General features: G+C 36.8%; 23 protein-coding genes. 11 read left to right on the plus strand and 12 right to left on the minus strand.

Features of this window, described 5'->3' with window-relative positions; translation table 11 throughout:
- Positions 1–38 precede the first annotated feature (38 nt).
- The 6 genes from PWU04_RS02790 to PWU04_RS02815 all read right to left on the minus strand — a co-directional run bounded on the left by PWU04_RS02790 (position 39) and on the right by PWU04_RS02815 (position 4,786).
- A complete protein-coding gene (locus PWU04_RS02790) occupies positions 39–356 on the minus strand; it encodes a DUF6787 family protein (protein WP_274474289.1) in 318 nt (105 codons plus the stop codon).
- A 36-nt stretch (positions 357–392) separates the two neighbouring features.
- Positions 393–824 carry a DUF6146 family protein gene (locus PWU04_RS02795; RefSeq protein WP_274474290.1) on the minus strand — a complete coding sequence of 144 codons (432 nt, stop codon included), beginning with the start codon at positions 822–824 and terminating at the stop codon, positions 393–395.
- Between the two features lie 68 nt (positions 825–892).
- Positions 893–1,528, minus strand: a complete 636-nt coding sequence (locus tag PWU04_RS02800) for a DUF937 domain-containing protein (RefSeq protein WP_274474291.1) — start codon at positions 1,526–1,528, stop codon at positions 893–895.
- Between the two features lie 95 nt (positions 1,529–1,623).
- On the minus strand, positions 1,624–2,577 hold the full coding sequence (locus tag PWU04_RS02805) for a D-2-hydroxyacid dehydrogenase (protein ID WP_274474292.1): 954 nt from the start codon (positions 2,575–2,577) through the stop codon (positions 1,624–1,626).
- A 15-nt stretch (positions 2,578–2,592) separates the two neighbouring features.
- Entirely contained in the window at positions 2,593–3,654 is a 1,062-nt protein-coding gene (gene serC, locus PWU04_RS02810) for a 3-phosphoserine/phosphohydroxythreonine transaminase (RefSeq protein ID WP_274474293.1), read from the minus strand.
- Between the two features lie 70 nt (positions 3,655–3,724).
- Positions 3,725–4,786, minus strand: a complete 1,062-nt coding sequence (locus PWU04_RS02815) for an acyl-CoA reductase (RefSeq protein ID WP_274474294.1) — start codon at positions 4,784–4,786, stop codon at positions 3,725–3,727.
- A gap of 66 nt (positions 4,787–4,852) precedes the next feature.
- Here PWU04_RS02815 and PWU04_RS02820 point away from each other — a divergent pair, with 66 nt between their 5' ends.
- From PWU04_RS02820 to PWU04_RS02840, 5 genes are all read left to right on the plus strand, one after another.
- Positions 4,853–5,206: a 4Fe-4S dicluster domain-containing protein gene (locus tag PWU04_RS02820; protein WP_274474295.1), complete on the plus strand. Its 354-nt coding sequence runs from the start codon at positions 4,853–4,855 to the stop codon at positions 5,204–5,206.
- Positions 5,207–5,375: 169 nt separating this feature from the next.
- Positions 5,376–6,470: a redox-regulated ATPase YchF gene (ychF, locus tag PWU04_RS02825; protein WP_274474296.1), complete on the plus strand. Its 1,095-nt coding sequence runs from the start codon at positions 5,376–5,378 to the stop codon at positions 6,468–6,470.
- A gap of 150 nt (positions 6,471–6,620) precedes the next feature.
- Positions 6,621–8,471, plus strand: a complete 1,851-nt coding sequence (locus PWU04_RS02830) for a DNA topoisomerase IV subunit B (protein ID WP_274474297.1) — start codon at positions 6,621–6,623, stop codon at positions 8,469–8,471.
- A gap of 5 nt (positions 8,472–8,476) precedes the next feature.
- Positions 8,477–8,968, plus strand: coding sequence for a hypothetical protein (locus PWU04_RS02835; protein WP_274474298.1), 492 nt, complete (start codon positions 8,477–8,479; stop codon positions 8,966–8,968).
- The gene (locus PWU04_RS02840) at positions 8,955–11,576 is read left to right on the plus strand and encodes a DNA gyrase/topoisomerase IV subunit A (RefSeq protein WP_274474299.1); all 2,622 of its coding nucleotides are present in this window, start codon (positions 8,955–8,957) and stop codon (positions 11,574–11,576) included. The genes PWU04_RS02835 and PWU04_RS02840 overlap by 14 nt, the downstream gene beginning before the upstream one ends.
- A gap of 53 nt (positions 11,577–11,629) precedes the next feature.
- Here the strand turns inward: PWU04_RS02840 and PWU04_RS02845 are convergent, their stop codons facing one another.
- On the minus strand, positions 11,630–11,797 hold the full coding sequence (locus PWU04_RS02845) for a hypothetical protein (RefSeq protein ID WP_274474300.1): 168 nt from the start codon (positions 11,795–11,797) through the stop codon (positions 11,630–11,632).
- A gap of 171 nt (positions 11,798–11,968) precedes the next feature.
- Entirely contained in the window at positions 11,969–13,036 is a 1,068-nt protein-coding gene (locus PWU04_RS02850) for a DUF3810 domain-containing protein (RefSeq protein ID WP_274474301.1), read from the minus strand.
- Between the two features lie 74 nt (positions 13,037–13,110).
- On the opposite strand from PWU04_RS02850, the gene PWU04_RS02855 reads away from it, so the two are divergent.
- Positions 13,111–14,571, plus strand: a complete 1,461-nt coding sequence (locus PWU04_RS02855) for an aminoacyl-histidine dipeptidase (RefSeq protein ID WP_274474302.1) — start codon at positions 13,111–13,113, stop codon at positions 14,569–14,571.
- Positions 14,572–14,641: 70 nt separating this feature from the next.
- Here PWU04_RS02855 and PWU04_RS02860 read toward each other — a convergent pair whose 3' ends face one another.
- The 3 genes from PWU04_RS02860 to PWU04_RS02870 are packed head-to-tail and all read right to left on the minus strand — an operon-like array spanning position 14,642 to position 17,346.
- Positions 14,642–15,757 carry a peptidylprolyl isomerase gene (locus PWU04_RS02860; protein WP_274474303.1) on the minus strand — a complete coding sequence of 372 codons (1,116 nt, stop codon included), beginning with the start codon at positions 15,755–15,757 and terminating at the stop codon, positions 14,642–14,644.
- Between the two features lie 27 nt (positions 15,758–15,784).
- On the minus strand, positions 15,785–16,333 hold the full coding sequence (gene gldI, locus PWU04_RS02865; RefSeq protein WP_274474304.1) for a gliding motility-associated peptidyl-prolyl isomerase GldI: 549 nt from the start codon (positions 16,331–16,333) through the stop codon (positions 15,785–15,787).
- The gene (locus PWU04_RS02870) at positions 16,330–17,346 is read right to left on the minus strand and encodes a DHH family phosphoesterase (protein WP_274474305.1); all 1,017 of its coding nucleotides are present in this window, start codon (positions 17,344–17,346) and stop codon (positions 16,330–16,332) included. The genes gldI and PWU04_RS02870 overlap by 4 nt, the downstream gene beginning before the upstream one ends.
- Before the next feature lie 89 nt (positions 17,347–17,435).
- Here PWU04_RS02870 and PWU04_RS02875 point away from each other — a divergent pair, with 89 nt between their 5' ends.
- The 5 genes from PWU04_RS02875 (at position 17,436) to PWU04_RS02895 (ending at position 20,856) form a co-directional block, all read left to right on the plus strand.
- Positions 17,436–17,855, plus strand: coding sequence for a nucleoside-diphosphate kinase (locus PWU04_RS02875; RefSeq protein WP_274474306.1), 420 nt, complete (start codon positions 17,436–17,438; stop codon positions 17,853–17,855).
- Between the two features lie 260 nt (positions 17,856–18,115).
- Positions 18,116–18,526, plus strand: coding sequence for a hypothetical protein (locus tag PWU04_RS02880; RefSeq protein ID WP_274474307.1), 411 nt, complete (start codon positions 18,116–18,118; stop codon positions 18,524–18,526).
- Entirely contained in the window at positions 18,523–19,371 is an 849-nt protein-coding gene (locus tag PWU04_RS02885; RefSeq protein ID WP_274474308.1) for an ABC transporter ATP-binding protein, read from the plus strand. The genes PWU04_RS02880 and PWU04_RS02885 overlap by 4 nt, the downstream gene beginning before the upstream one ends.
- Positions 19,372–19,375: 4 nt before the next feature.
- On the plus strand, positions 19,376–20,206 hold the full coding sequence (locus PWU04_RS02890; protein WP_274474309.1) for an ABC transporter permease: 831 nt from the start codon (positions 19,376–19,378) through the stop codon (positions 20,204–20,206).
- The gene (locus PWU04_RS02895) at positions 20,203–20,856 is read left to right on the plus strand and encodes a hypothetical protein (RefSeq protein ID WP_274474310.1); all 654 of its coding nucleotides are present in this window, start codon (positions 20,203–20,205) and stop codon (positions 20,854–20,856) included. The genes PWU04_RS02890 and PWU04_RS02895 overlap by 4 nt, the downstream gene beginning before the upstream one ends.
- A 22-nt stretch (positions 20,857–20,878) precedes the next feature.
- Here the strand turns inward: PWU04_RS02895 and PWU04_RS02900 are convergent, their stop codons facing one another.
- A complete protein-coding gene (locus tag PWU04_RS02900; protein WP_274474311.1) occupies positions 20,879–23,890 on the minus strand; it encodes an AsmA-like C-terminal region-containing protein in 3,012 nt (1,003 codons plus the stop codon).
- Between the last annotated feature and the right edge of the window lie 188 nt (positions 23,891–24,078).

Consider the following 24,078-nt stretch of genomic DNA (forward strand, 5'->3'; position numbering starts at 1 on the left):
ATAACCTTACCTATGATATGTGTTTTAACAGCCTGCAATTATTCTACAAAACGTTTTAAACCAATTCTACTCAACATCTTTTTCTCAAAAGCCCAAAAGAATGAAAATTGACCAAAAATCCATCCAAAGGATACCAAAAGGACTTGGTAAACAGGGAAAATAGTTATTGTTTTCAGAATGTAGTAAAGTAATTTCCCTAATGTATAGTCTGATAAATTATCTTTTGTAATTCCCAAAACCTCAAGCAAAGGTGTTGTAACAAATACTGAAGAAGAACCAGTAACAGCAAATACTGTGAAAATAATAATCAACTGTTTGTTAGATGAGATTCCCCAACGTGCCTTTAGTTTTTCCATAATTAGGATTTGAAGCTGCAAAAATAATAAAAGCCCTTAAATTCTGGGTGTCATTCCTGTTAACTTTTGATTGTATTTTAACTGAAAATAAACGAAATAGTAATATAGTTTATAGTTTACCTCGTATCCATAATCAATATTTGGGTCGTAATCGATAAGCATTTCGTACAGATTTGAATCGAAGACTTGAGGCTGTCTAACTCTTTGGTTCCACGAAATAACATATTGCCAGTTGCGTTGCTCTAGTAATTGCTGGCTGTAAAAACCCTCGGGTCTTGCAACACTCTGTAACCAAGCATTAAAACCTGGTTCAATAATTATGATTTCGTATTCAATATCATCATTGGCAATTCTTACAGTATCCTGACTTACTTCTTTAGGCAAATCCTCTTTGACTGATGATGTTTTTGAAGAATGACAACCAACAGCTATTAATAGAATAATGGCTAATAGATATAATAATTTCATGGCATTTTTATTACATCTAAAAATACGAAAAAAATGCCGGACCTCTTTTGATATATTACGGTTTTAAGCTAATCCTTCCCTAGAAAACTGTCCAACAATCCTCCAAGACCACTTTTCTTTTTGTTGGCATTGAGCATCATGTCCGAAACGTCGTCAATAATACTGCCGTCATTATCGGTATCTAAAATGGAAAGGAAGCCAAGCTCTTGTTTAGCAGAGCTGCCCGTTACCAAACCGCTAAGCATATCGTTAATATTGTTAGAACCTGCTGAAGGTTGGTTTCTAGCCTGTTTTCCTAAATATCCCATTAAAATAGGAGCGGCAATTTTAAGTATTTGACTAACTGTTTGTGAGTCGATACCTGATTTTTCACTAAAGGCTTGTTCCATAGGTTGTTTTTTGTTTCCTAAAACATGCCCGAGGATTTTATCGCCATCGTTTATAACATCATCATTAACGCCCCCTTTAAATAGGTCGCTTAGGTTATCTAGGATGCTTCCGTTATGTTTTTTGTTCAAGGCGTTCAATAACCCATCGGCTCCTTGTTGAGATGATGCATTCCGTTTCATAGCATGGGTGAGTACCGGTAATGCCATTGTTAAAAGGTCTTGGGTTTGTTGGGAGTCTTGTCCGGTTTGTTTGGCAACTCCATCAATTATGGTTTTGCCCATGTCGTTGCCTAAAAGATCGAGAATACTTGCCATGAGAGTTGATTTTTATAAGGAGCATTAATTTAATAAAAAACTCCGACTGTTTTGGTCGGAGTTTTGTTAATTTATACTTTGTTAAAGCGTAGTGTTTATATTTTTAGCAAGTCGATAATTTGAGAGGCTAGTTCTAATCCTATGCGATCTTGAGCTTCGTTTGTAGATGCTCCAATGTGAGGGGATAAAGATAAATCCGGATGCATTAATAATTGTACTTCCGGGCTTGGTTCCTTTTCAAAAACGTCAAGTGCAGCCTTGCTTACTTTTCCTGAGTTTATAGCGTCTACTAAAGCTACTTCGTCGATTACACCTCCACGGGCAGCATTGATGATGATTACGCCATCTTTCATCTTTTTAAAGTCCGCTTCTCCAAGCGTGTAATCTTTTTGAGCAGGAACGTGAAGGCTGATGAAATCGGCTTGTTTTAAAACCTCTTCTTTTGAAGTAGATTTAATAGTGAATTGTACTTTCTGTCCGTCGAAAAATTCCAATTCTAAATTCGCTACTTCGATTAATGGGTCGAAAACAACAACTTTCATTCCCAATCCAATCGCGATTTTGGCAGTAGCCTGACCAATGCGTCCAAAGCCTATCAATCCAAGGGTTTTTCCTTTAAGCTCTGTGCCTTTTGCGTATGACTTTTTAAGATCTTTAAAACGAGTATCTCCATCTAATGGCATATCTCGGTTGGCGTTGTGTAAAAAACGTGCTAATCCATAAAGATGAGCAAATACCAGCTCGGCAACAGAGTGTGAGGATGCCGCAGGGGTATTGATTACTTGAATGCCCTTTTTCTTAGCGTAATCAACTTCAATATTGTCCATTCCTACACCACCACGACCAATAAGTTTCAGGTTTGGGCAAGCATCGATAATTGGTTTTGTTACTTTGGTTGCACTGCGCACCAACAAAACCTCAACATTGTTTTCGTTTATGAAATTTGCAAGCTGCTCTTGGGCAACACGGGTTGTAATTACTTCAAATCCGGCAGTTTCCAAAGCAGAAATACCACTTTGTGAAATGCCGTCGTTAGCTAATACTTTCATAGTATGATGTATAATTTATGCTTTTCGTTCTAATTCACTCATTACTTCAACCAATGCCTTAACGCTATCAAGAGATAAAGCGTTGTACATAGAAGCTCTATAACCGCCAACACTTCTGTGACCATTAAGACCATTAACTCCGGCTTCTTTCCACATAGTGTCGAATGTTTCTTTAAGATCGTCATTAGTAAGGTTGAATGTGGCATTCATAATTGAGCGATCTTCTGTTTTTGCAAACCCTTCAAACAAAGGGTTGATATCAATTTCGGAATATAACAGTTGGGCTTTCTTTTCGTTTATTTTTTCGATTCCTGAAATTCCTCCAAGTTTTTTTAGCCATTGTAAATTTAGCATGGATACGTAAACAGCAAAAACTGGCGGTGTATTGAACATGCTGCTTTTATTGATGTGAACTTGGTAGTCCATCATCGAAGGGAGCTTTCTGCTAACCTTTCCTAATATGTCTTCTTTTACAACCACAAGAGTTGATCCTGCAGGCCCCATGTTTTTTTGAGCTCCTGCATAGATAAGGTCAAACTTTGAAAAATCCATTGTTCGTGAGAATATATCACTACTCATATCGCACACCATAGGGACAGGGCAATTAGGGAATTCCTTCATTTGAGTCCCATAAATTGTATTGTTGGAAGTACAGTGGAAATAGTCTAAATTATCTGGAATGGTGTAGCCTTTTGGAATATTATTGAAGCCTTCAATCTTTGATGAAGCTATTTCCATAACCTCACCAAAAAGTTTAGCTTCCTCAATAGCTTTACTACTCCAAGTACCTGTGTTTATATAACCAGCTTGTTTTTCCAAAAGGTTGTAAGCAATCATTAAAAACTGTGAACTTGCACCTCCTTGAAGAAACAATGCTTTATAACCTTTGCCTTCCAGACCGAGTAGTTCCAGAGCCAATGATCGGGCTTGTTCCATTACATCTACAAAAGGCTTGCTTCTATGCGAAATTTCTAAAATAGAAAGACCATTATCAAAGTCCAAAACTGCTTGGGCAGCTTGCTGCATGACTTCTTGTGGTAAAATACAGGGGCCAGCGCTAAAGTTGTGTCGTTTCATTGTTTAGTGGTTTTTAGCATCACAAAGGTGATGAATTATTTATGAGTAGGTGTTAAAATCCAGTGAAACCTTATTCTAGGTTTTGCAAAAATTCCAAGGTGTCTACTCCATCAGCATAGTCCCATAATTCAGGGGATTGTGTTTTGCCGAAAGGGATTTCACTTTCTGAAAAACCTTTGGCAACAACGCACTGAATACGCTCATTATCTGCTTCAAGTTTTTCCTTTAATGACTCGTGATTATCGTAATACTCGTAAAAAACAGTTGCAATTGGGGATGCATAGCTTTCATCTTCCTTAATCATTAAAAAGCCGTTTTCCAATAAATCAAATTCACTCATTAGATATACCGCCTTGTTGTAATCGTAATTGTTGGCGTATTTGTTTTCCTCAATGATTGGATGCCAATGGTAAAGTCCATTGAAAAAACCATCGAAATCATAATCTTTAGGAACAAATAACTTGGATACATTTCGGCAGCCTAATCCGTAATATCTAAAAACATCATCAGAAAGGGCTTTGAGTTCATCCTCATTTTCATTCCCTGTCAAAACAGCGACAGAGTTTCTGTTCTGTCGAATAATTGAGGGTTTTCCTTTAAAGTAATATTCAAAATATCTAGCTGTATTGTTGCTTCCAGTTGCGATTACCGCATCAAAATTTTCAAGTTTGTCAGTTGTAAAGGAAATACGTCCTTTAAATTCAGGCTCAACATACTCCAGGTACTTGGTTAAAAATGGAAGAAGCTGTTTGTCGTTTGAAGATTGTTTTACTAAAACCTTGTGCCCACTAATTAAAACCGATAGAAAATCATGAAAACCAACCAAAGGAATATTTCCTGCCATAATGATGGCAATTGTCTTCTCTGAATTTTCATCTAAATTGTAGTTTTTGGTCCAGGTTTTTAGGTTGTATTCTGTCAAGGCATTAGTCCATTGGTTAAACGCAAACCTAAGATTGTCGTCCGTAAACCATCCATTTTGTTCTTTGGCCAGTTTAATCTGGTGTTTAAAGCCGTCAAAGAATAAATCGTTATGGGGTATGCTGTCTTCTTTGGTAGGGTTTTCAGTAGTAAACTGCTTTAAAAATGACCCAAGAGCAACAAATGCATTAATTCTTTTCTGTAAATCCATGCTGTATTTGGTTATGAATGGTTTTGGCGTTATTTTTGCAGACAAAGTTAGAAAAAGAATACTGCTATGGCAATTATAATAACAGACGAATGTATTAATTGTGGTGCTTGCGAACCAGAGTGTCCAAATACCGCTATTTATGAAGGAGCAGACGATTGGCGTTATGCAGATGGTACCAGTCTGGAAGGTAATGTTGTGTTGCCTAATGGTAAATCAGTAGATGCTGATGAAGCTCAAGAGCCTATCAGTGACGAAATTTACTATATCGTTCCCGATAAATGTACAGAATGTAAGGGATTTCATGAAGAACCACAATGTGCAGCTGTATGTCCAGTAGATTGTTGTGTGCCTGATGAAGACAACGTAGAGACAGACGATGAGCTTTTAGGAAAGCAATCTTTTATGCATCCAGAAGATTAAAGGTCAGTCTATTAAAATAATCATAAAGCCCAAGCGTTTGCTTGGGTTTTTTGTTTAAAACATATAAGAATTAATTACATTTGCAGCGGCTTACCAAAAGGGGCTAAAAATGTAATTGTAGAATAATAATATTCCCGGTTTTTTCGGGGACGATTAAATAAATTAGTTAATGAAAGCAGGAATTGTAGGATTGCCTAACGTAGGGAAATCAACCTTGTTTAATTGTTTGTCGAATGCTAAAGCGCAAAGTGCAAACTTCCCATTCTGTACAATTGAACCAAACATTGGAGTTGTAAACGTGCCAGACCCAAGATTGTCAAAATTGGAGTCTTTAGTAGATCCTGAGCGTGTTTTGCCGGCAACTGTAGAGATTGTAGATATTGCAGGTTTGGTAAAAGGAGCAAGTAAAGGTGAGGGGCTTGGAAACCAATTCTTGGCTAACATTAGAGAAACGGATGCAATTCTTCATGTATTGCGTTGTTTTGAAAATGATAATATTGTTCACGTTGATGGTAGTGTAAATCCTATTAGAGATAAGGAAACTATTGATATAGAGTTGCAGTTGAAAGATTTGGAAACTGTTGAAAAGAAACTCGAAAAAGTAAAACGTGCAGCCAAAACTGGTAATAAGGAAGCTCAGAAGGAAGAAGCTATCTTGTTTAAAATTAAAGAAGGTTTAGAGTCTGGTGTATCTGTTCGAGCGTTAGAGTTTGAAGAAGACGATTATTTGGAGTTTGTCAAGCCATCTCAGTTTATTACCGACAAACCTGTACTTTATGTGTGTAATGTAGATGAAGGAGCAGCTGTAAAAGGTAATGAGCATGTAGAGCGTGTGAAGGAAGCCGTAAAAGATGAATATGCAGAGGTTTTGGTGCTTGCTGTTGGTACAGAAGCTGATATCAATGAATTGGAAGATTATGAAGAGCGCCAAATGTTCTTGCAGGATATTGGATTGGATGAGCCAGGATCTTCTAAATTGATTCGTGCAGCTTATAAGTTGTTAAACCAGCAAACTTATTTTACAGCTGGTAAAAAAGAGGTTCGTGCTTGGACGGTAAGTATTGGGGCTACTGCGCCACAAGCTGCAGGAGTTATTCATACCGATTTTGAAAAGGGATTTATTAGAGCCGAAGTAATCTCATATGATGATTATGTAAACTTTGGTAGTGAAAGTAAAGTTAAGGAAGCAGGGAAAATGCGTGTTGAAGGCAAGAATTATGTGGTTAATGATGGTGATGTAATGCACTTTTTGTTTAACGTGTAGACTGCTTTTTCCTACAAATATAAAAGCCAATTTCCTAAAGGATATTGGCTTTTTTTATGTGCATTTTGTACCTTGTTTATTTCGGATTTTTCTACCGAAATACTATATTAGCAACTCATCACGAAAAAAATAATTGCATAGGCTTGTTATATGATTGAACAAACCAATTACACTGAAGATAACATACGCTCACTCGATTGGAAAGAACATATTAGGATGCGTCCTGGTATGTACATCGGTAAGTTGGGTGATGGCTCTTCCCAAGACGATGGTATTTACATTCTTTTAAAAGAGGTTTTGGATAATTCCATAGACGAATACGTTATGGGAGCTGGAAAAACTATCGAGATATCCATTCAGGGCAATAAAGTAATTGTTCGCGATTTTGGGCGCGGAATACCATTAGGTAAGGTTGTCGATGTTGTATCTAAGATGAATACGGGAGGAAAGTACGATTCCCGTGCCTTTAAAAAGTCGGTTGGTTTAAATGGTGTGGGTACAAAAGCCGTTAATGCGCTGTCAACCTTTTTTAGGGTAGAGTCTACCCGTGATGGCAAATCGGCTTCGGCAGAATTCGAGCAAGGAAATCTTGTTAACCAGGAGACATTAGATAATACTTCAAGACGTAAGGGAACTAAAGTGTCCTTTATTCCTGATGAAACCATTTTCAAGCATTATAAGTTCCGTCATGAATATGTTGAGCGTATGCTCAAAAACTATGTCTATCTAAACCCTGGATTGACCATAGTCTTTAATGGTGAGAAGTATTATAGTGAAAATGGGCTAAAAGATCTGTTGGAAGAGAACATCAACGGTTCCGATATGATTTATCCTATCATCCACCTTAAGGGAGATGATATTGAATTGGCAATAACTCACCATAAAACGCAGTATAGTGAAGAGTACCATTCATTTGTTAACGGTCAGAACACTACTCAAGGTGGTACACACTTAGCAGCCTTTAGAGAAGCTTTGGTGAAAACATTGCGTGAGTTCTATGGAAAGAATTACGACGCTTCCGATATTAGAAAGTCGGTAGTGGCAGCGGTGTCTATAAAAGTAATGGAGCCTGTTTTCGAAAGTCAGACAAAAACCAAATTGGGATCTACAGACATGGGAGGGAACCTTCCAACAGTAAGAACCTATGTGAATGACTTTGTAAAAAATAAACTTGATAACTATTTACATAAGAACCCTGAAGCTGCTGAGAAAATCCAACGTAAAATTCTTCAAGCAGAAAGAGAACGTAAAGAGCTGTCGGGAATTAGAAAGTTAGCCAAGGAGCGTGCTAAAAAGGCAAGTTTACATAATAAAAAGCTTCGTGACTGTCGTGTGCATTTGGGAAACCTTAAAAATGACCGTCGTTTAGAGAGTACACTTTTCATTACTGAGGGGGATTCAGCATCGGGAAGTATTACTAAATCCCGTGATGTGAACACCCAAGCGGTATTTAGTTTAAGGGGGAAGCCTTTAAACTCTTATGGGATGAGTAAGAAAATAGTATACGAGAATGAAGAGTTTAACTTACTTCAGGCAGCATTAAATATAGAAGAATCGTTAGAGGATTTACGTTATAACAATATTGTAATCGCTACCGATGCCGATGTGGATGGGATGCACATTCGTTTACTGTTAATTACATTCTTTTTACAGTTTTTTCCAGAACTTATAAAGGAAGGGCATTTGTATATTTTGCAAACTCCCTTGTTTAGGGTGCGTAATAAAAAGGAAACAATTTATTGCTATTCAGAGCTGGAACGTATCAATGCTATTGAAAAGCTTAAGCCAAAACCAGAGATTACTCGATTTAAGGGGCTTGGAGAGATATCTCCAGATGAGTTTAAGCACTTTATTGGGGATGACATTCGTCTAGATCCTGTTATGTTGGATAAGGATAAGAGTATAGAAGAACTTTTGGAATTTTATATGGGTAAAAATACTCCAGATAGACAAGAATTTATTATCAATAACTTGAAAGTCGAACTGGATGTAGTAGAATAATTGCTATGAGAACAAATAATGGTAAAGTTAAAGGGCTAATCGTTTCAGTCTATTTTGTACTGATCGTTTTGGTTATTATAATGGCAACGGTGTTTAGGGCCTTTAAGGATTTGACACCAAATCCAACAGTTTCGTTTATCGTTATTTTTATTGGATTTCTTCTCCTAATTGTTCTCATGCACCAAATAGCCAAGTACTTTGAATACGATAGCGACGGGATGAAGGTTGTGGTTACCAATAGAGGTCTGTTGCTGTCGGAATATTTAAAATACCGTGAGCATGTAGTTGAGTTTAAAAAGGAAAATCTTTCGGCCTTTAAACTGAATGATTACATCGTATATAAAAACTTGGTTTTATTTATTGAAAAACCAGGAAAAGGAACAAAAAAGGAAGTTTTCGACGTGACTTTGGTGGGACGAAAAAAACGCAAGTACATCAAACAATCGTTGAGTAAAATGATAAAAAACAACATAAAGATCAAGAATGACAGAAGATAACGGGCCATTAGAAAATGACTTCAAAGAGAGCCAGGATACCATTACCAAAGTAACGGGAATGTACAAAGACTGGTTTTTAGATTATGCATCTTATGTTATACTGGAGCGTGCCGTTCCGGCTATTGAAGATGGTTTTAAACCGGTTCAACGCCGTATCATGCACTCTATGAAAGATCTTGATGATGGTCGTTACAATAAGGTAGCTAACATTGTTGGGCATACCATGCAGTACCATCCTCACGGTGATGCGAGTATTGCCGATGCCATGGTGCAAATCGGTCAAAAAGACTTGTTGATAGATACCCAAGGAAACTGGGGAAACATTCTTACTGGTGATAGTGCAGCGGCATCTCGTTATATTGAAGCACGTTTATCGAAGTTTGCCTTGGATGTTGTTTACAATCCAAAGATTACAGAATGGCAGGCATCCTATGATGGTCGCCGTAAGGAGCCCATTAACCTCCCTGTTATGTTTCCGCTATTATTGGCGCAAGGGGCAGAAGGTATTGCCGTTGGATTATCGACTAAAATTTTACCCCATAACTTCATCGAGCTAATTGATGCTTCCGTAAAACACCTTCAGGGTAAAGGTTTTACTTTGGTTCCCGATTTTCCTACAGGAGGAATCGCTGACGTATCTAATTATAATGATGGATTACGTGGAGGGAAAGTACGTGTACGAGCAAAGATTTCCCAATTAGATAAAACGACTTTGGTGATTACCGAAGTTCCTTTTGGTTCTACAACGTCAACTTTAATTGATTCCATTCTAAAAGCGAACGATAAAGGGAAGATAAAAATCAAGCGTATAGAGGATAATACTGCTGCAGAGGTGGAAATATTAGTACATTTACCTTCTGGTATCTCTCCTGATAAAACCATCGACGCATTGTATGCTTTCACAAATTGTGAAATGTCCATTTCGCCTTTGGGCTGTGTAATTGAAGATAATAGACCATTGTTTATTGGAGTGTCTGAGGTTTTAAGGCGCTCTACAGATAATACAGTTCAGTTGCTAAAAAGTGATTTGGAAATCAAGCTGAATGAACTTGAAGAACAATGGCACTTTGCATCGTTGGAACGTATTTTTATTGAAAAACGAATTTATCGTGACATCGAAGAAGTAGATACTTGGGAAGGTGTTATTGAAGCGATAGATAAAGGACTTCAGCCGCATATTAAACACCTTAAACGTAAGGTTACCGAAGAGGATATTGTCCGTCTTACTGAAATTAGAATTAAGCGTATTTCTAAATTCGATATTGATAAAGCACAACAGAAAATTGAGGCTTTGGAAGGTGATATAGCACAAGTTAAGCATCATTTGGCGAATCTTATTGACTATGCAATTGCTTATTTTATCCGTTTGAAGAAAGAATATGGAAAGGGTAAGGAACGAAAAACTGAGTTGCGTGCTTTTGATGATGTTGATGCGACCAAGGTTGTAATTAGAAATACTAAACTGTATGTAAATAGAGAAGAAGGTTTTGTTGGTACATCTTTGCGCAAAGATGAGTATGTATGCGATTGTAGCGATATTGACGATATAATTGTGTTTACCCAAGAAGGTAAAATGATGGTAACCAAGGTAGATTCTAAAACCTTTATTGGTAAAAACATTATTCACGTTGCGGTCTTCAAGAAAAAAGATAAGCGTACCATCTATAATATGATTTACCGTGATGGAGCCAAAGGACCCTCGTACATTAAGAGGTTTTCGGTGACTTCTATAACTCGCGATAAGGAATACGATTTGACAAACAACGCTAAAGGGTCAGACCTTTGGTACTTCTCTGCTAATCCAAACGGCGAGGCCGAAGTCGTTACTGTTTTCTTGCGTCAAGTAGGAAGTATTAAAAAACTGAAATGGGATATAGATTTTGCAGATATCCTTATTAAAGGAAGAGCGTCCAAAGGAAATTTGGTTACTAAATACGCCATTAAGAAAGTTGAGCTAAAAGAGAAAGGAGTTTCAACGCTTAAGCCAAGAAAAATATGGTACGACGAAACTGTAAGACGTTTAAATGCTGATGGTAGAGGAGAGTTGCTCGGAGAATTCCACGGTGAAGATCGTATATTGATCATTACACAATCTGGTTTAGTCAAAACTATTATTCCTGAGCTTACAGCTCATTTTGAGGACAATATGATTGTTCTTGAAAAGTGGATTCCGAATAAACCTATTTCATGTGTTTACTTTGATGGCGATAAAGAACGTTTTTATGTAAAACGTTTCTTGGTGGAAAATGAAAACAAAGAAGAGGTGGTTATAACCGATCATGAAAAATCTTATTTGGAAATTATTTCAACCGATTGGAAGCCTGTTGTTGAGGTTGTGTTTGCTAAAGAACGAGGCAAGGATCGTAAGCCGAATGTAGAATTACTACTTGAGGAATTTATTGCAATCAAAGGTATTAAGGCTTTAGGAAATCAATTATCCTCAGATAAGGTCAATCAAATAAATCTGTTGGAGTCAATGCCATATGAAGCACCAGAAGAAGTTCATGCTGATGATTTGGAGGTTGTAGATGAAGAGACTTTAAAGATGGAGAATGAAGAAGAATCAAATGAAAACAGCAACAGAAAGGGGCAAGGCTCATTATTTTAAAATGAGTCTTGGTATTCACGTTTCATTATTATCCAATAAGAGGGTACTGTAGCCTAATTGTGGCGTTCGTTGTTTTGTAGCACAACAACGCTTGTAAAAGTACCTACTGCAAGTGTAATAATAATGGATAATGCTAAAGCTTTACTGAGTACTTCTAGAGCCATTAGAGCTGTAATAATTATTACTAAGCTACAGGCTACAAAAATCGTCTTTTGAATCATTTTGTTAATTATTGTAAGGGTTATTGGGTGGAGAATGGGGGGTATTGTCTATAAATTTAATAAAATTGTAGGATATAAGCCTGAAGAAAGTAAGTTTTTTTGTTGCTTTTTTGTAAGTGTATTGTTTGTTACTAGTAAAGACTGATTATTAAAGTTTAGACAAATTGGTGGTTAAAGGCCTTTTTTTTGGATGTAGTTAACTAACAAAGCTACGACATAACTATAACTTTTCATGCCGTCTGTTTGATTGTTTGCCTGTAAGTAACCATCATATGTTTTTTTGAAAATTGGTTCAACTGGGTTTTGATAACTGTCCCAAAATAGCCGTCCTTCCTCATAGTTTTTTAAGATGCCTATATTAACATTTTTAACAAGTTTGTTATAGAGATTTTCGTCTCTTACATAAAGTTCATTCAGGCAGTGACGCAGGCCGAAAATTAAACCAGAATACCTGAAGTAAGTATCAGGGTGGTTGATAGCTGCCATGCAGCCAATAAAATTTGCCTCATTTTCTGCTGCATATCCTAATTGATGTGCAATCTCATGCGAACTCGTTGTCGGCATTTTATAGGCAGGAATCAACCCATCCACCTGACCTTCATTTGTAAAAGGGTTTAAATAGCCACTAAAACCCATATATGTTAAAGGTAAACTGTAAATAGATTTTTTTATACTTACGGGGTGGTACTCCAGGTGAGGAAATATTTTTTGTAGCTCTTTATACCCTAATGCACTCTTTTTTAAGATATCTGGCTTATTGTAGGGCATATTTACGGCTAGGCTATCATTATTAGTGATTTCATAATGAGCTCTGTTGGCCAATTTTATCAAGCTTGTAGTAGTTGTTACAAGTTCTTCTGTAGTATAATCGGCATTGAGATTTAAGTTTTCATGCAAAGGAGGACGGTAATAGTTCATCCCCCATAAAAAATGGAAAGCAAAATAAAAAATGGATAGGGCAGTCAAAACATCTGTAGTCCAAGATTTCGGAGCTTTGATGATACGGCGTCTGTTTACTATAAACCAACGAATTGCTAATACAGATGCTAATGTGTAAACAATGTCTCCAAAAGAAAATGGGAGCCAACCAAGAACATACCTGAAAATTTTTGAGATAAAAGGATATAGCCCATTGCTGTAATAGGTCTCAATAAACTGTGGGTACTGAGCAATAAATTTTACCAATAAAAACTGAGGTAAAATAGATAATGCAATTATGGGTTTTACGATATGGCGCATACCTCAAAAATAGCCATTTGTTTGTAATTCTTATCTTCTAATACCTACCTTTGTGACTTAATTTTTAAGATACTATGAATTCAGAAATAAGAGAACTAAAGCCCAAAGCTCTGTGGAATAAATTTGCTGACCTTAATGCTGTGCCTCGAGCCTCGAAAAAGGAAGAGCGCGTTATTGCTTTTATGAAGGAGTTTGGTAATAATTTAGGGTTACAAACTATTGAAGACGAAGTAGGGAACGTTATTATAAAAAAGCAAGCTACTCCTGGTATGGAAGATCGAAAGACCATTGTAATGCAGTCGCATTTGGATATGGTTCATCAAAAAAACAATGATACTGATTTCGATTTCGATACCCAAGGAATTGAAATGTATGTTGATGGTGATTGGGTTCGTGCTAAAGGAACTACTTTAGGAGCCGACAATGGACTTGGTGTAGCGACAATTATGGCGATTTTGGAAAGTAAAGATATCGACCACCCAGCAATTGAAGCTTTGTTTACGATTGATGAGGAAACAGGAATGACTGGGGCTATGGGATTAAAAGGAGGAATTCTTGACGGCGAGATTCTTTTAAACTTGGATACTGAAGAAGATGATGAAATAGGTGTTGGATGTGCCGGAGGTGTAGATGTAACAGCGACACGTGAATATAATGTAGAGGAAACGCCAGAATTCAAAATAGGATATTCCATTACAGTTAAAGGGCTTCAAGGAGGTCACTCTGGAATGGATATTATCAAAGGACTTGGTAATGCCAATAAATTGATGAACCGTTTGTTGTTTGATGGTTTCGAAAATTTTGGACTTCGTATTTCTGAAATTAATGGAGGTGGATTAAGAAATGCTATCCCTAGAGAGAGCAATGCCGTAGTAGCAATCGATGCTGTTCACGAGCAAGCTTTTGAGCTGGAAATGCAAGAGAAGACAGAAGTATTAAAAACAGAATTAAAAACAGTTGAACCAGGATTGACTATTGTGGTTGAAAGATGTGAAACCCCAGAAACGATTATGGATTTGGGTGTTCAGGAAGGTGTAACCCGTGCACTTTATGCTGCTTGGAATGGTGTGTACCGTATGAGTGCCGATATTCCTGGTCTTGTTGAGACATCGAATAATATTGCCCGTGTAGAGATTAAGGATGGTAATATAAAAATCGCATGTTTAACTCGTTCATCAGTAGAGAGCTCTAAGTGGGATTTAGCGAATACGCTTCGTGCTACTTTCGAATTGACTGGGTGTGAAGTAGAGTTCTCTGGAGATTATCCTGGTTGGACACCTAATATGGATTCTGACATATTAAAGGTTCTTGTTGATCTTTACAAGGAAATGAATGGGGAAGATCCTAATGTAGCAGCTTGTCACGCAGGACTGGAATGTGGTATTTTAGGAACCAATTATCCAGAAATGGATATGATAAGTTTTGGACCAAACATCAAAGGAGCTCACTCTCCAGATGAACGTGCAAGTATTTCTTCTGCACAAAAGTACTGGAAGTATGTTCTTGAAATATTAAAGAATATTCCAAAGAACTAATTGAGGTGCAGTTATATATAAAAAAAAGCCTTTCTATTGAAAGGCTTTTTTTATTGATCGTATTTTAGAATTACTCTTGGATACCAGTAATTTCCAAATCGAAAATCAAGTTGGTATTAGCTGGGATAACAGGAGGCATTCCTCTTTCACCATAAGCCAAGAATGAAGGAATAAATACTCTCGCTTTATCACCTACATTCATGTTTAACATTGCTTCACGGAATCCAGGTACCAAAGTGGCTCGCTCATTATAAATCATAGGGAATGGCTTATAAGCACCGCGCTTATCTCTATTTTCGTCATATTTTCCGAACTTTTCTGCAATGTATTTGTAGTTGGTGTCAAACAACTGTCCGTCTTCAAAGTAACCAGCATAGTTTATTAATACCTTATCCTGTGAAGTAGGCTTCACCCCATTGGGATTTTCGTTGTTATATATCATCACTACTCCTGTAGGCAAACGTTTTACAGTACCTTCAGGGCTCTCATTTTGTTTAATGAATTCCTCTCGGGCAGCGTTCAACTTTGCTTCACGTTCTTTCTTTTCCTGTTCTAATTCAACGAAATGATTCTTAAACACTTCTGAAGCGTTAAAAGCTTGTGCAGCCTCTCCTTTTCTAATGATGTTTACTTCTTGAATGATTACATCTTCTTTTGGTTTGTCTCCAGGTTTTGTGGTTTCTATATTGCCAAGAGCTGTTAAGACATCATTTCCTTCTACTAAATGGCCAAATACAGAATGTTTATTGTTTAACCATGGAGTGGCCTTAAGAGTGATAAAAAATTGACTGCCGTTGGTAGCAGGTCCCGAGTTTGCCATTGAAAGTATGCCCAATGTGTCGTGTACCAAAGTAGCATCAAATTCATCCTTGAACTTATAGCCAGGATTACCTCTTCCTGTGCCTTCAGGATCTCCACCTTGAATCATGAAGTCTTTAATGATTCGGTGAAAGGTTAAACCATTGTAGAATTTTTTTCCTTGGTAAGTACTATCGACCAAATGGTTGGTCCCTTCTGCAAGAGTAATGAAGTTCGCTACTGTTACTGGTGTTTTTTGGTATTCTAATTGGGCAACCATTGTTCCTTTGTTGGTTACGATTTCAGCATAAATACCATCGCCAAGATCGGGGTATTTATTTTGGCAAGATGTAAAACTCACCAACATTGCTAATAAAAATAATTTCATAGTTTTTTTTACTAATGTCATGGTTTATTAATTGGTTTGGTTTTGGCTTATAGAATTTACAGTGACTTTGCAAACTAAAGGGACACTGCTTCCTATTTTATTTTCGTCTCCATAATAGCCATAAGCTTTTTGGGAAGGGAAAAGGAATGTAACTGTTTCTCCTACTTTCATTAATTTAAGACCTTCGCGAAGCCCTGTAAAAAGCTCTTGTTGGTCCATGGCGTAGTTTTGGGTTTTTATTTCGTCTTGAGAATAAATTAAATCTCCTTCTAAAGTTTTGACATCGTAATTAAAGTTTACCAAATCACCAAAAGCAGGTTTAGATAGTGTGTCGTTTTCAATTTTAGTATTGTAGTAGTACCAAAACCCACTTTCTGAAGCGATGTAGTCTATTTCTGGGTTGCCTTTTATGATGTCTTCAATGAGTTTTTGTTCATGCTCATTAAGCTTTTTATTTCGTTCAACCGATTGGTCTATAAATGAACCGCTATTCACACTAACAGGCTTGCGGGGCTCAGGAGATTTACAACCAATAAAAGTCAGAAAGGCGAAAGCAATATATATTAAATGTTTCATGAGTTGAGTGCTTGTTTATATTGCGGTAAGATACTAATAAATTTTTCAATGGTATCTTCCAAAGACATATCACTCGCCCCTCCGGCAGCATTGATATGGCCACCTCCAGAAAAATGAGTCCTAGAGAACTCGTTTACAGAAAAACCACCTTTAGAACGTAGTGAAATCTTAACAATATCCTCTTGTTTGTTTTCTATGAAAATGGCTGCAAAAATAATGTTGTCTAAAGACAAACCATAATTAACAAAACCTTCGGTATCGCCTTTTTTGAAATTGAATTTGTTCAATTCCTCATGCGATAGGGTAATAAATGCTGTCCGAAACTCTGGTAACACCTTTAAGTTGGTCAATGCACAACCCAATAACTGCAATTTCTCATAACGATTGGTGTCATAGATGTTATTGTGGATTTGAGCATTATTAGCTCCTTTATCAATCAGATCAGCAATAACACGATGGGTAGCACTAGTTGTCGATGGAAAACGGAAAGAGCCTGTATCTGTCATAATACCGGTATAAATACAAGTGGCTATTTTGGAATCTATTTTAGAACTGTCATTTAACATTTCAATGAATCTGTATACCATTTCACAGGTTGAACTCATGTTAACATCAGAGTACATGTACTTGGCATAATCGTCAGGCTGTTGGTGATGGTCAATCATAATCTTAATAGCTTTACTTTTAACTAAAGAAAGCTCCATATCACCTGCACGGTTTAGTGCATTAAAATCGAGTGTGAATATCACATCGGCATCGCCAATCAGTTTATCGCAAACTTCTTTGTCTGTTTCGTATTTCAAAACCTGATCGTCTCCTGGTAGCCACTTCAAGAAGTGAGGATAGTCATTTGGAGAGATAACTTTAGCATCTACGTCGTACTTCAATAGGTAATGACAAATTGCTAAGCAGGATCCCATAGCGTCACCATCTGGGTTTTTATGTGGAACAATAACTGCTTGTTTAGCAGTGTGGAGTAAAGATTTTACTTCGGAAAGATCTTGTGTGTTCATAGAGGGCGAATATACAATTTTTTAAACTTGGAGTGTCTTGTTTTTAATTGGAAAACCATTACTTTTGCACGACATTTAAAAATATGAAAATGGCAACAAACAGAACATTTACAATGCTTAAGCCAGATGCTGTTGAAAAGGGACACATTGGCGCAATACTTGAAAAAATCACAGCTTCAGGATTTAGAATTGTAGCTTTGAAGTTAACGCAAATGACAAAAGCCGATGCAGAAACTTTTTACGCTATTCACAGTGAGCGTCCATTTTTTGGAGAATTGGTAGAGTATATGACTCGTGGACCGATTGTAGCTGCTGTTTTGGAAAAAGAAAACGCTGTTGAAGATTTCAGAACGCTTATCGGAGCGACTAACCCAGCTGAGGCTGCAGAAGGAACTATCAGAAAACTGTATGCTGCTTCTATTGGTGAAAACGCTGTTCACGGAAGTGATAGTGATGAGAACGCTGCTATTGAGAGTGCTTTCCACTTTGCAGGAAGAGAGATGTTCTAATAAACGAACACACCTAATATATTCAAACGCAACCTTAGGGTTGCGTTTTTTTATGGATGAAAGGCATAGTTTACACTATGAAACTCATTTGATTATCCGTAACTTTATGATAAGCATATCATCTAACTATGGAAATCAAAGCGTTACCCAAACAGCCTCCTATATTTATTTCTTACTTAAGAGTGGGGCGACTTCTTTATTATTCCTTGATACTTTTCATACTTGAATCCTGGTTTTTCTGGAGCCTACTCAAAAAAGCGATGGCAAGAGAAGATCGATTATTAATAATAATTTGGGGAGTCTGTTTCTTGTTTTCTTTTGTTCATATCTTTTTGGTGACTATGGATGGCTGGTCTCGGTTTCAAAATTACAAACGTGCCAAGGATCAGTTTTATAAATTTGGTTTTAATCGGAGGATTGCCAATTTTTATATTGGCTCTAAATGCCAGAGAAATGCAGCAATTGTAGCTGCAGACGAATTGGGTTACGCAAAGGAAATAAGATTGCATTACAAGCGGAGTGGTGTGAAATGGTACCATTATATTCCTTATTTTATGATAAAGGACCCTCTGTTTTTCTTTAGGAAAGCCTTTTGGTCTAGAACTTTTTTAGAGAAGAACTACAAGCCAAAATATGATTACCACAAACTTCAATTGGAGCTTCAAGCATGATTTTATTAGCCGAAAGAATAAGTAAATCTTTTGGAGAACGAAGGGTTTTAAATAATGTTGATATTTCTTGTCAGGCTGGTGAAATTAGAGGGGTTTTGGGTGAAAACGGAGCAGGAAAAACAACTCTATTTAAAGTTCTTTTAGGTCTGGTTTCTAAAGAGAAAGGTAAGGTGATTGTAAATTCTAACCATAAAAAACCTTTGGGGGGGATTGTTGAAAAGCCCTCTCTTTATGAGTATTTAAGTGCAGTTGAAAATTTAAGGGTTTTTTCCAGGATTCAAGGTTTACAGCTCACGGACCATGAAACTGAAGTTTTACTAAAACGGGTCGGGTTGCCAATAGAAAGAAGAGATGTTGTTAAAAACTTCTCTTTGGGAATGAAGCAACGATTGGGGATTGCGGTAGCGCTACTTAATAATCCATCCTGTCTTATTTTAGACGAACCATTTTCAGGGTTGGACCCTATGGGAATTACTGCTTTGAGGTCGTTAATTTTAAAGCTAGCTAAGGAGGATGGCCTTGCTATTTTGCTAAGTTCGCATATTATAGAAGAGCTAAGTAAGGTTTGCGATTACCTATATGTTATTAAGAAGGGAGAGGTCATTAAGTTTGGTGACACCCAAAAATTAATCAATCAATGTTCTAAGTGCTACCACTTTTATGGGTTGGATATAGAATTATCCAATAGTTTAAAGCCCTTTTCTATATATGTTGAAACAGGGCATATTTTGGCAGAAATAAAACAAGTTGAAATCCCCAGTATTCTAAGTAAGCTATATGAAGAAGGAATTCAAATAACTTCTTGTTACCCTGAAATTGACATGAACCAACTTTTTGAAGTATGATTCGATGAAATCCCTAGTAAAAGCCGAAATCTTGAAAATGACCAAGCAAAGCCATACGTTTTACGCTTTGGGAGTGCTGATAGTTATTGAAGCTGTGGTGCTTGTAAGTGCCTATTATCAGGGCAACGCTTTAATAGATTTGTTTCTGGAAAGCTTAAAGGAATCTTTTTATTTTAAAGGGAATTTGCTTAATGGAAATCTTATGGTATACTTAATCCTTAACACATTATGGTTTCATTTACCATTAATATTGATGATTATTGTCTCTGGAACATTAACAACTGAATTTAAGGATAAAACCCTTCAAACGGTTTTCATGCAACCGGTAAATAAAAAACAGTTTTTGTTAAGTAAATACATTGTCGGTATCCTGTTTACCATTTTATCCGTTTTGATTTTAATGCTTACCTCTTTCTCCTTTTCCTATTTAATCTTCGGGCAGGGAGATTTAATAGTGTATTTGGAAACACTCAATTTTTTTGAGAGTAAAGAGGCGGGCTTTAGGTTAATCATGGCTTTTCTGTCGGGAACACTTACTATGATTTTCTTTTCGGTTGTGAGTTTAACGTTGGCGGTGTTTTTGGAAGAATCTGCAAAAACTTGGATTGTGGCAGTCTTGTTTGTAATTGTTTCCAATGTATTGTATAAAATGGACTTTGGAAATGGCATTGTTAATGAGTATTCTTATATGAAACTCAACAATACATGGCAGTACTTTTTTGAATATAAAATTGATTGGGGACAAATTGTTAAGAATAGCGTTTTTTTAGTGATATATACCTTTGCTGTTATGGGGATTGGTATTTATGGATTTAATAGAAAGGATCTAATATGAAAAGACTATTCTTTATAGTGTTTGTTTTTTTGAGTTTTCATCTAATGGGACAAAAGGATGCTGAGTTATTGCTTGTCAAATCTAGAATGGATTCTATTATATCTTTTAAGGCCGACTTGAGTTTGAAGGTAGATTTGGATTATGTGAATATACCAACCAAGTTCGGTCAAGTAGTTTATGAGCAAGGAGAGCCTTTACAAATTGTATCCAAGCAGTTTATGATGGTGCCTAAAAAGGGATTGGACTTTCAGCTAGATAGATTATTGAAGTATGAATACATTACTGTAGATCGAGGAGGGGTTAACTACAACGGAAAGAGCCTTAAACAACTCAATATTATTCCTGTAGATAAGAAAGCAGATTTTTCCATAGCTACAGTAACAATCGATCCTGAACTCAATAGGCTTGTAATTTCAGAAATAAGTACAAAAAAGGAGGGAACCTATACTCTACATATGTACTATGAGAAGCCCTCAGATGTGCTTCCCAATACTATAGAAGTGGTTTTTGAAGTAGAACGGCTAAAAATTCCAATTGATTACATAGCTAAAGAAGCCAATTTGGATAAAAGGGAGTTGGAAAAGGATAGTCTTAAAACGGGAACCATTGTGTTGAAGTTTTCAAATTATGATATACAATATCTGAAATAGCTTGTTGCCTTTCTTCTGGAGCCTAATCAGTTTCTTTGGGTTTGGTAGTGTTTGTTTTTAGTGAATCTTGTGTTATGTTATGAATGTTTTGATATAGTGAATCCATTTTGGTTTGCGATTGTTCTTCTTCAGGTGAATCTACAGGTTTAGCTTGTTCATCATCAGGAATGCTATCCTGCTTAGGAGGTGCAAAGCGAGTGCGAATGGAATCAGGTAAATCGTATTTCAGTAGTTCTTCAACATTGCTAGAGTCGACATCCTTATAGTCTATCTCTTCTAGATCTTTGGTTTTCTTACCTAGCTTTACCTCTGGGGATTCATGGGTTCCAGTAACTTTTATAGGAATTCCTATAATGCCAAAAGGAGGGAGACCCAGTCGCATTTTTAGGTTGAGCTGTCCATCTAAACTAGTTTGCCCTTCAGTACGCAAACGAAAGCCTTTAGCCTTAATTTTAAAGCGTTCAATATTTACAATATTATTGTCTATTTTGGTTTTTATTTGAATATCTGACACTTCCGGATCATTAATGTCTTCAGCATTAGCTTGTTTGGAAACAGCACCTAACACTTTATGACCCTTTAACTGTACACTTTTGACAGTAAGCACACCTTCACCTTCCAGTGATGGTAATACGGGCTGCATGTTATGATTGAGAACTCCAGCAATGCTATATTCTATGGAAACAACACCTTCGGCATCTTCTGCAGCTGGGGCTATAGTTTTGAAAAGTTTCAATTCGTTATAGGCCCGTTGCACGTCGAAATCGTCAAGTTTCAGTTTGTATTTAAAATCGGCTTTATGTACGCCTTCATTTTTATAGTACATATCCATTTTAGCATTGGCTCCAATCATGTCCATAGAGCCGTCAGTTAGTATGAATTGACCGTCATTGATAACCAGATTACCTTTAAGGTTTTCTAAATTCATTTCGTCATATTGGACTTTTTTGGCATCGGCTGTCAATGTCATATTCAGATAGGAGGGGATTTCTATAACTCCAAATTCATAAACTGATGAAGACTCTTGAATCGTATCGTTAACAACTGCTACTTTAGGAGTTTCTGTTTGCAGGCTATCCTGACTGCTACTTGCAATGAATTCGTTAACATTTATGTAATTAGAAGTAATGCTATAGTCACCTTTAAGGATTTCGTTTTCAAAGAGGACAAAGTTGATTACGTTTTCCATTTGGCCATTCATGGTGAAATCTGAGGATTCATAAATCCCCTTAAAATTGTTGAATCCCATGGTGTTTTGGTTAAATGTAAACAGGCCTTGTTTAATAATAAAGGGTTTGGGTAGGTACTCTGTATGGGTTTTTATTTCCCTTACTTCCAGTGTTCCTTTGTTGTTAAGCTTGTTGTAATTACCGTTAGTGGCATCGCTTTGGCGTCCTGAGAAGCTTACGTCCGCTTTAATGTATCCGTCTAAATCCAAGCCTTCCTGAGCGAATACATGGTAAACCTTGGCCACATTGATAACCCCTTTTGCCTTGATGTTGTATAGCACATCGTTGAGGTTAGAGAATTTGGCATTAAGGGTAAACGGTTCGCCCTCGAAAGTAAATGACGCAGGATCTATCAAGATATCGGTGTCGTTATAGGTACCGTTGGTGTTATGGACTTCTGCCTTAATTTGAATGTTTTCAATGGGAGTTGGGTAGTAGCCTGTTTTAATCCATCCATCGGTTAATTTGAACTGGCCTTCGGTTTTAGGAAAACTGTTTTCGGATTCATTGAATTTACCTTGGGTAACAATATTTGCTTTCAGCATTCCCTTGAGGTAAAGATCGTTAATGCCGATGGCTCTATTGAATTCTTCAAGATTAAGATCGGAAAGAAGTGTGCCGTTAACATTCAATGCATTTTCTTTAGCGTTTATGGTTGCTTTACTGCGTAGGTAGCCATCTCCTATGCTAAAGTGAAGTGTGTCCAAAAGCATATTCATTTTTTTGTAATCGCTTTGGGGTAGTTTTGCTTCCAGTTTAAGGCTAATGTCTTTTGCTGGCATGGGGCTTTGCGAAAAGGCGATGTGGCCATTTCGCAAAGCAATTGAAAATTCAATGTCTGGATTTATGTTTTCAGAAGAAATGTACTGACCATTTATTGCTAATCTAGCATCCAATTGTCCCTTCACGTTAGTTTGTTCTAACCAAGTGAGGTACGGCGGAGGGAAAGCCGTAAAAAGTTGTCTTAACTTGCTATTATTGGTGGTGATGTTAAGGTTGAGATCATAACCGTTTTTTAAAACAACAACAGTTCCTTGTAGCTGAACTGGTAGTTCGTTAATGGAAAAGGCTCGATCCTCAATGACCAAAATAAGGGAGTTGGTATTGAATTTTGTAAGCAATTTGGTGCGAATGCTTTTATCTGTTAAATAGGATAGGCCTTCGTACTTTAAATCCAAATCCCCAATTTCTGCTTTCGATTCCAGTTCAACATCCGATTCCAGAAAGTGGCCTTTGCCAATGTAGTTAAATCCAATAGCTTCGGCCTGCACTTTTGTAGATTTATCGTTGTAGTGCACTGTGCTGTTTTTTATTTGAAAGGTCTTTAGGTTGAGGGCGGCCTCTACGGGTTTGCCCTGTTTTAAGGAATCCTGTTCTTCTTCCTCTTGAATATAAATGTTGTAGTTGGGTATACCCACTTCGTTTATTCTAACAAAAATATCGGAATCGATAATGTAAATGCCATCTACAGTGGCAGCTTTTCCAAATATTATACTGAACATGTCGATACCAAGGCTAATCTCCTTAGACTTTAAAAGGAGTTCATTCTCATAAGGCTTGGAGCCGTTTAATTTAATATCGTAAAGTGATAGGGTAAGGTGGGGAAAGTGTTTAAAGAAGGACAACTCTGAATGGCTAAAATTGATTTCTGCCGCTAGTTTTTTATCGGCAAGGGTTCTTATTTTCTGGGTAATGGTATCGGCAAATATAATGGGTAATATGTAAAGAAGGATAAAACCTATTATTGTGAGTACCCCTGTAATCTTAAGCACTTTAACTAACCATTTTTTTTGCTTGAACTCCATATTCATTGTAGCATAATGTACTTGTTATTTGATTGTGAATAGGATTTTTGGGAGCATTACTAAGTTAGTGATTATTTTAAATGGCTGTAAATGAAATGGTTGTTAAGTTTTGGGTTTGAATATATAAGTAGTATGAAAACATTTATAGTTTATAGGCTTTAAAAACATTCTAGGTAAGATGAAATTTT

Source organism: Mangrovimonas aestuarii (assembly GCF_028767185.1).
Lineage (GTDB): Bacteria > Bacteroidota > Bacteroidia > Flavobacteriales > Flavobacteriaceae > Mangrovimonas_B > Mangrovimonas_B aestuarii.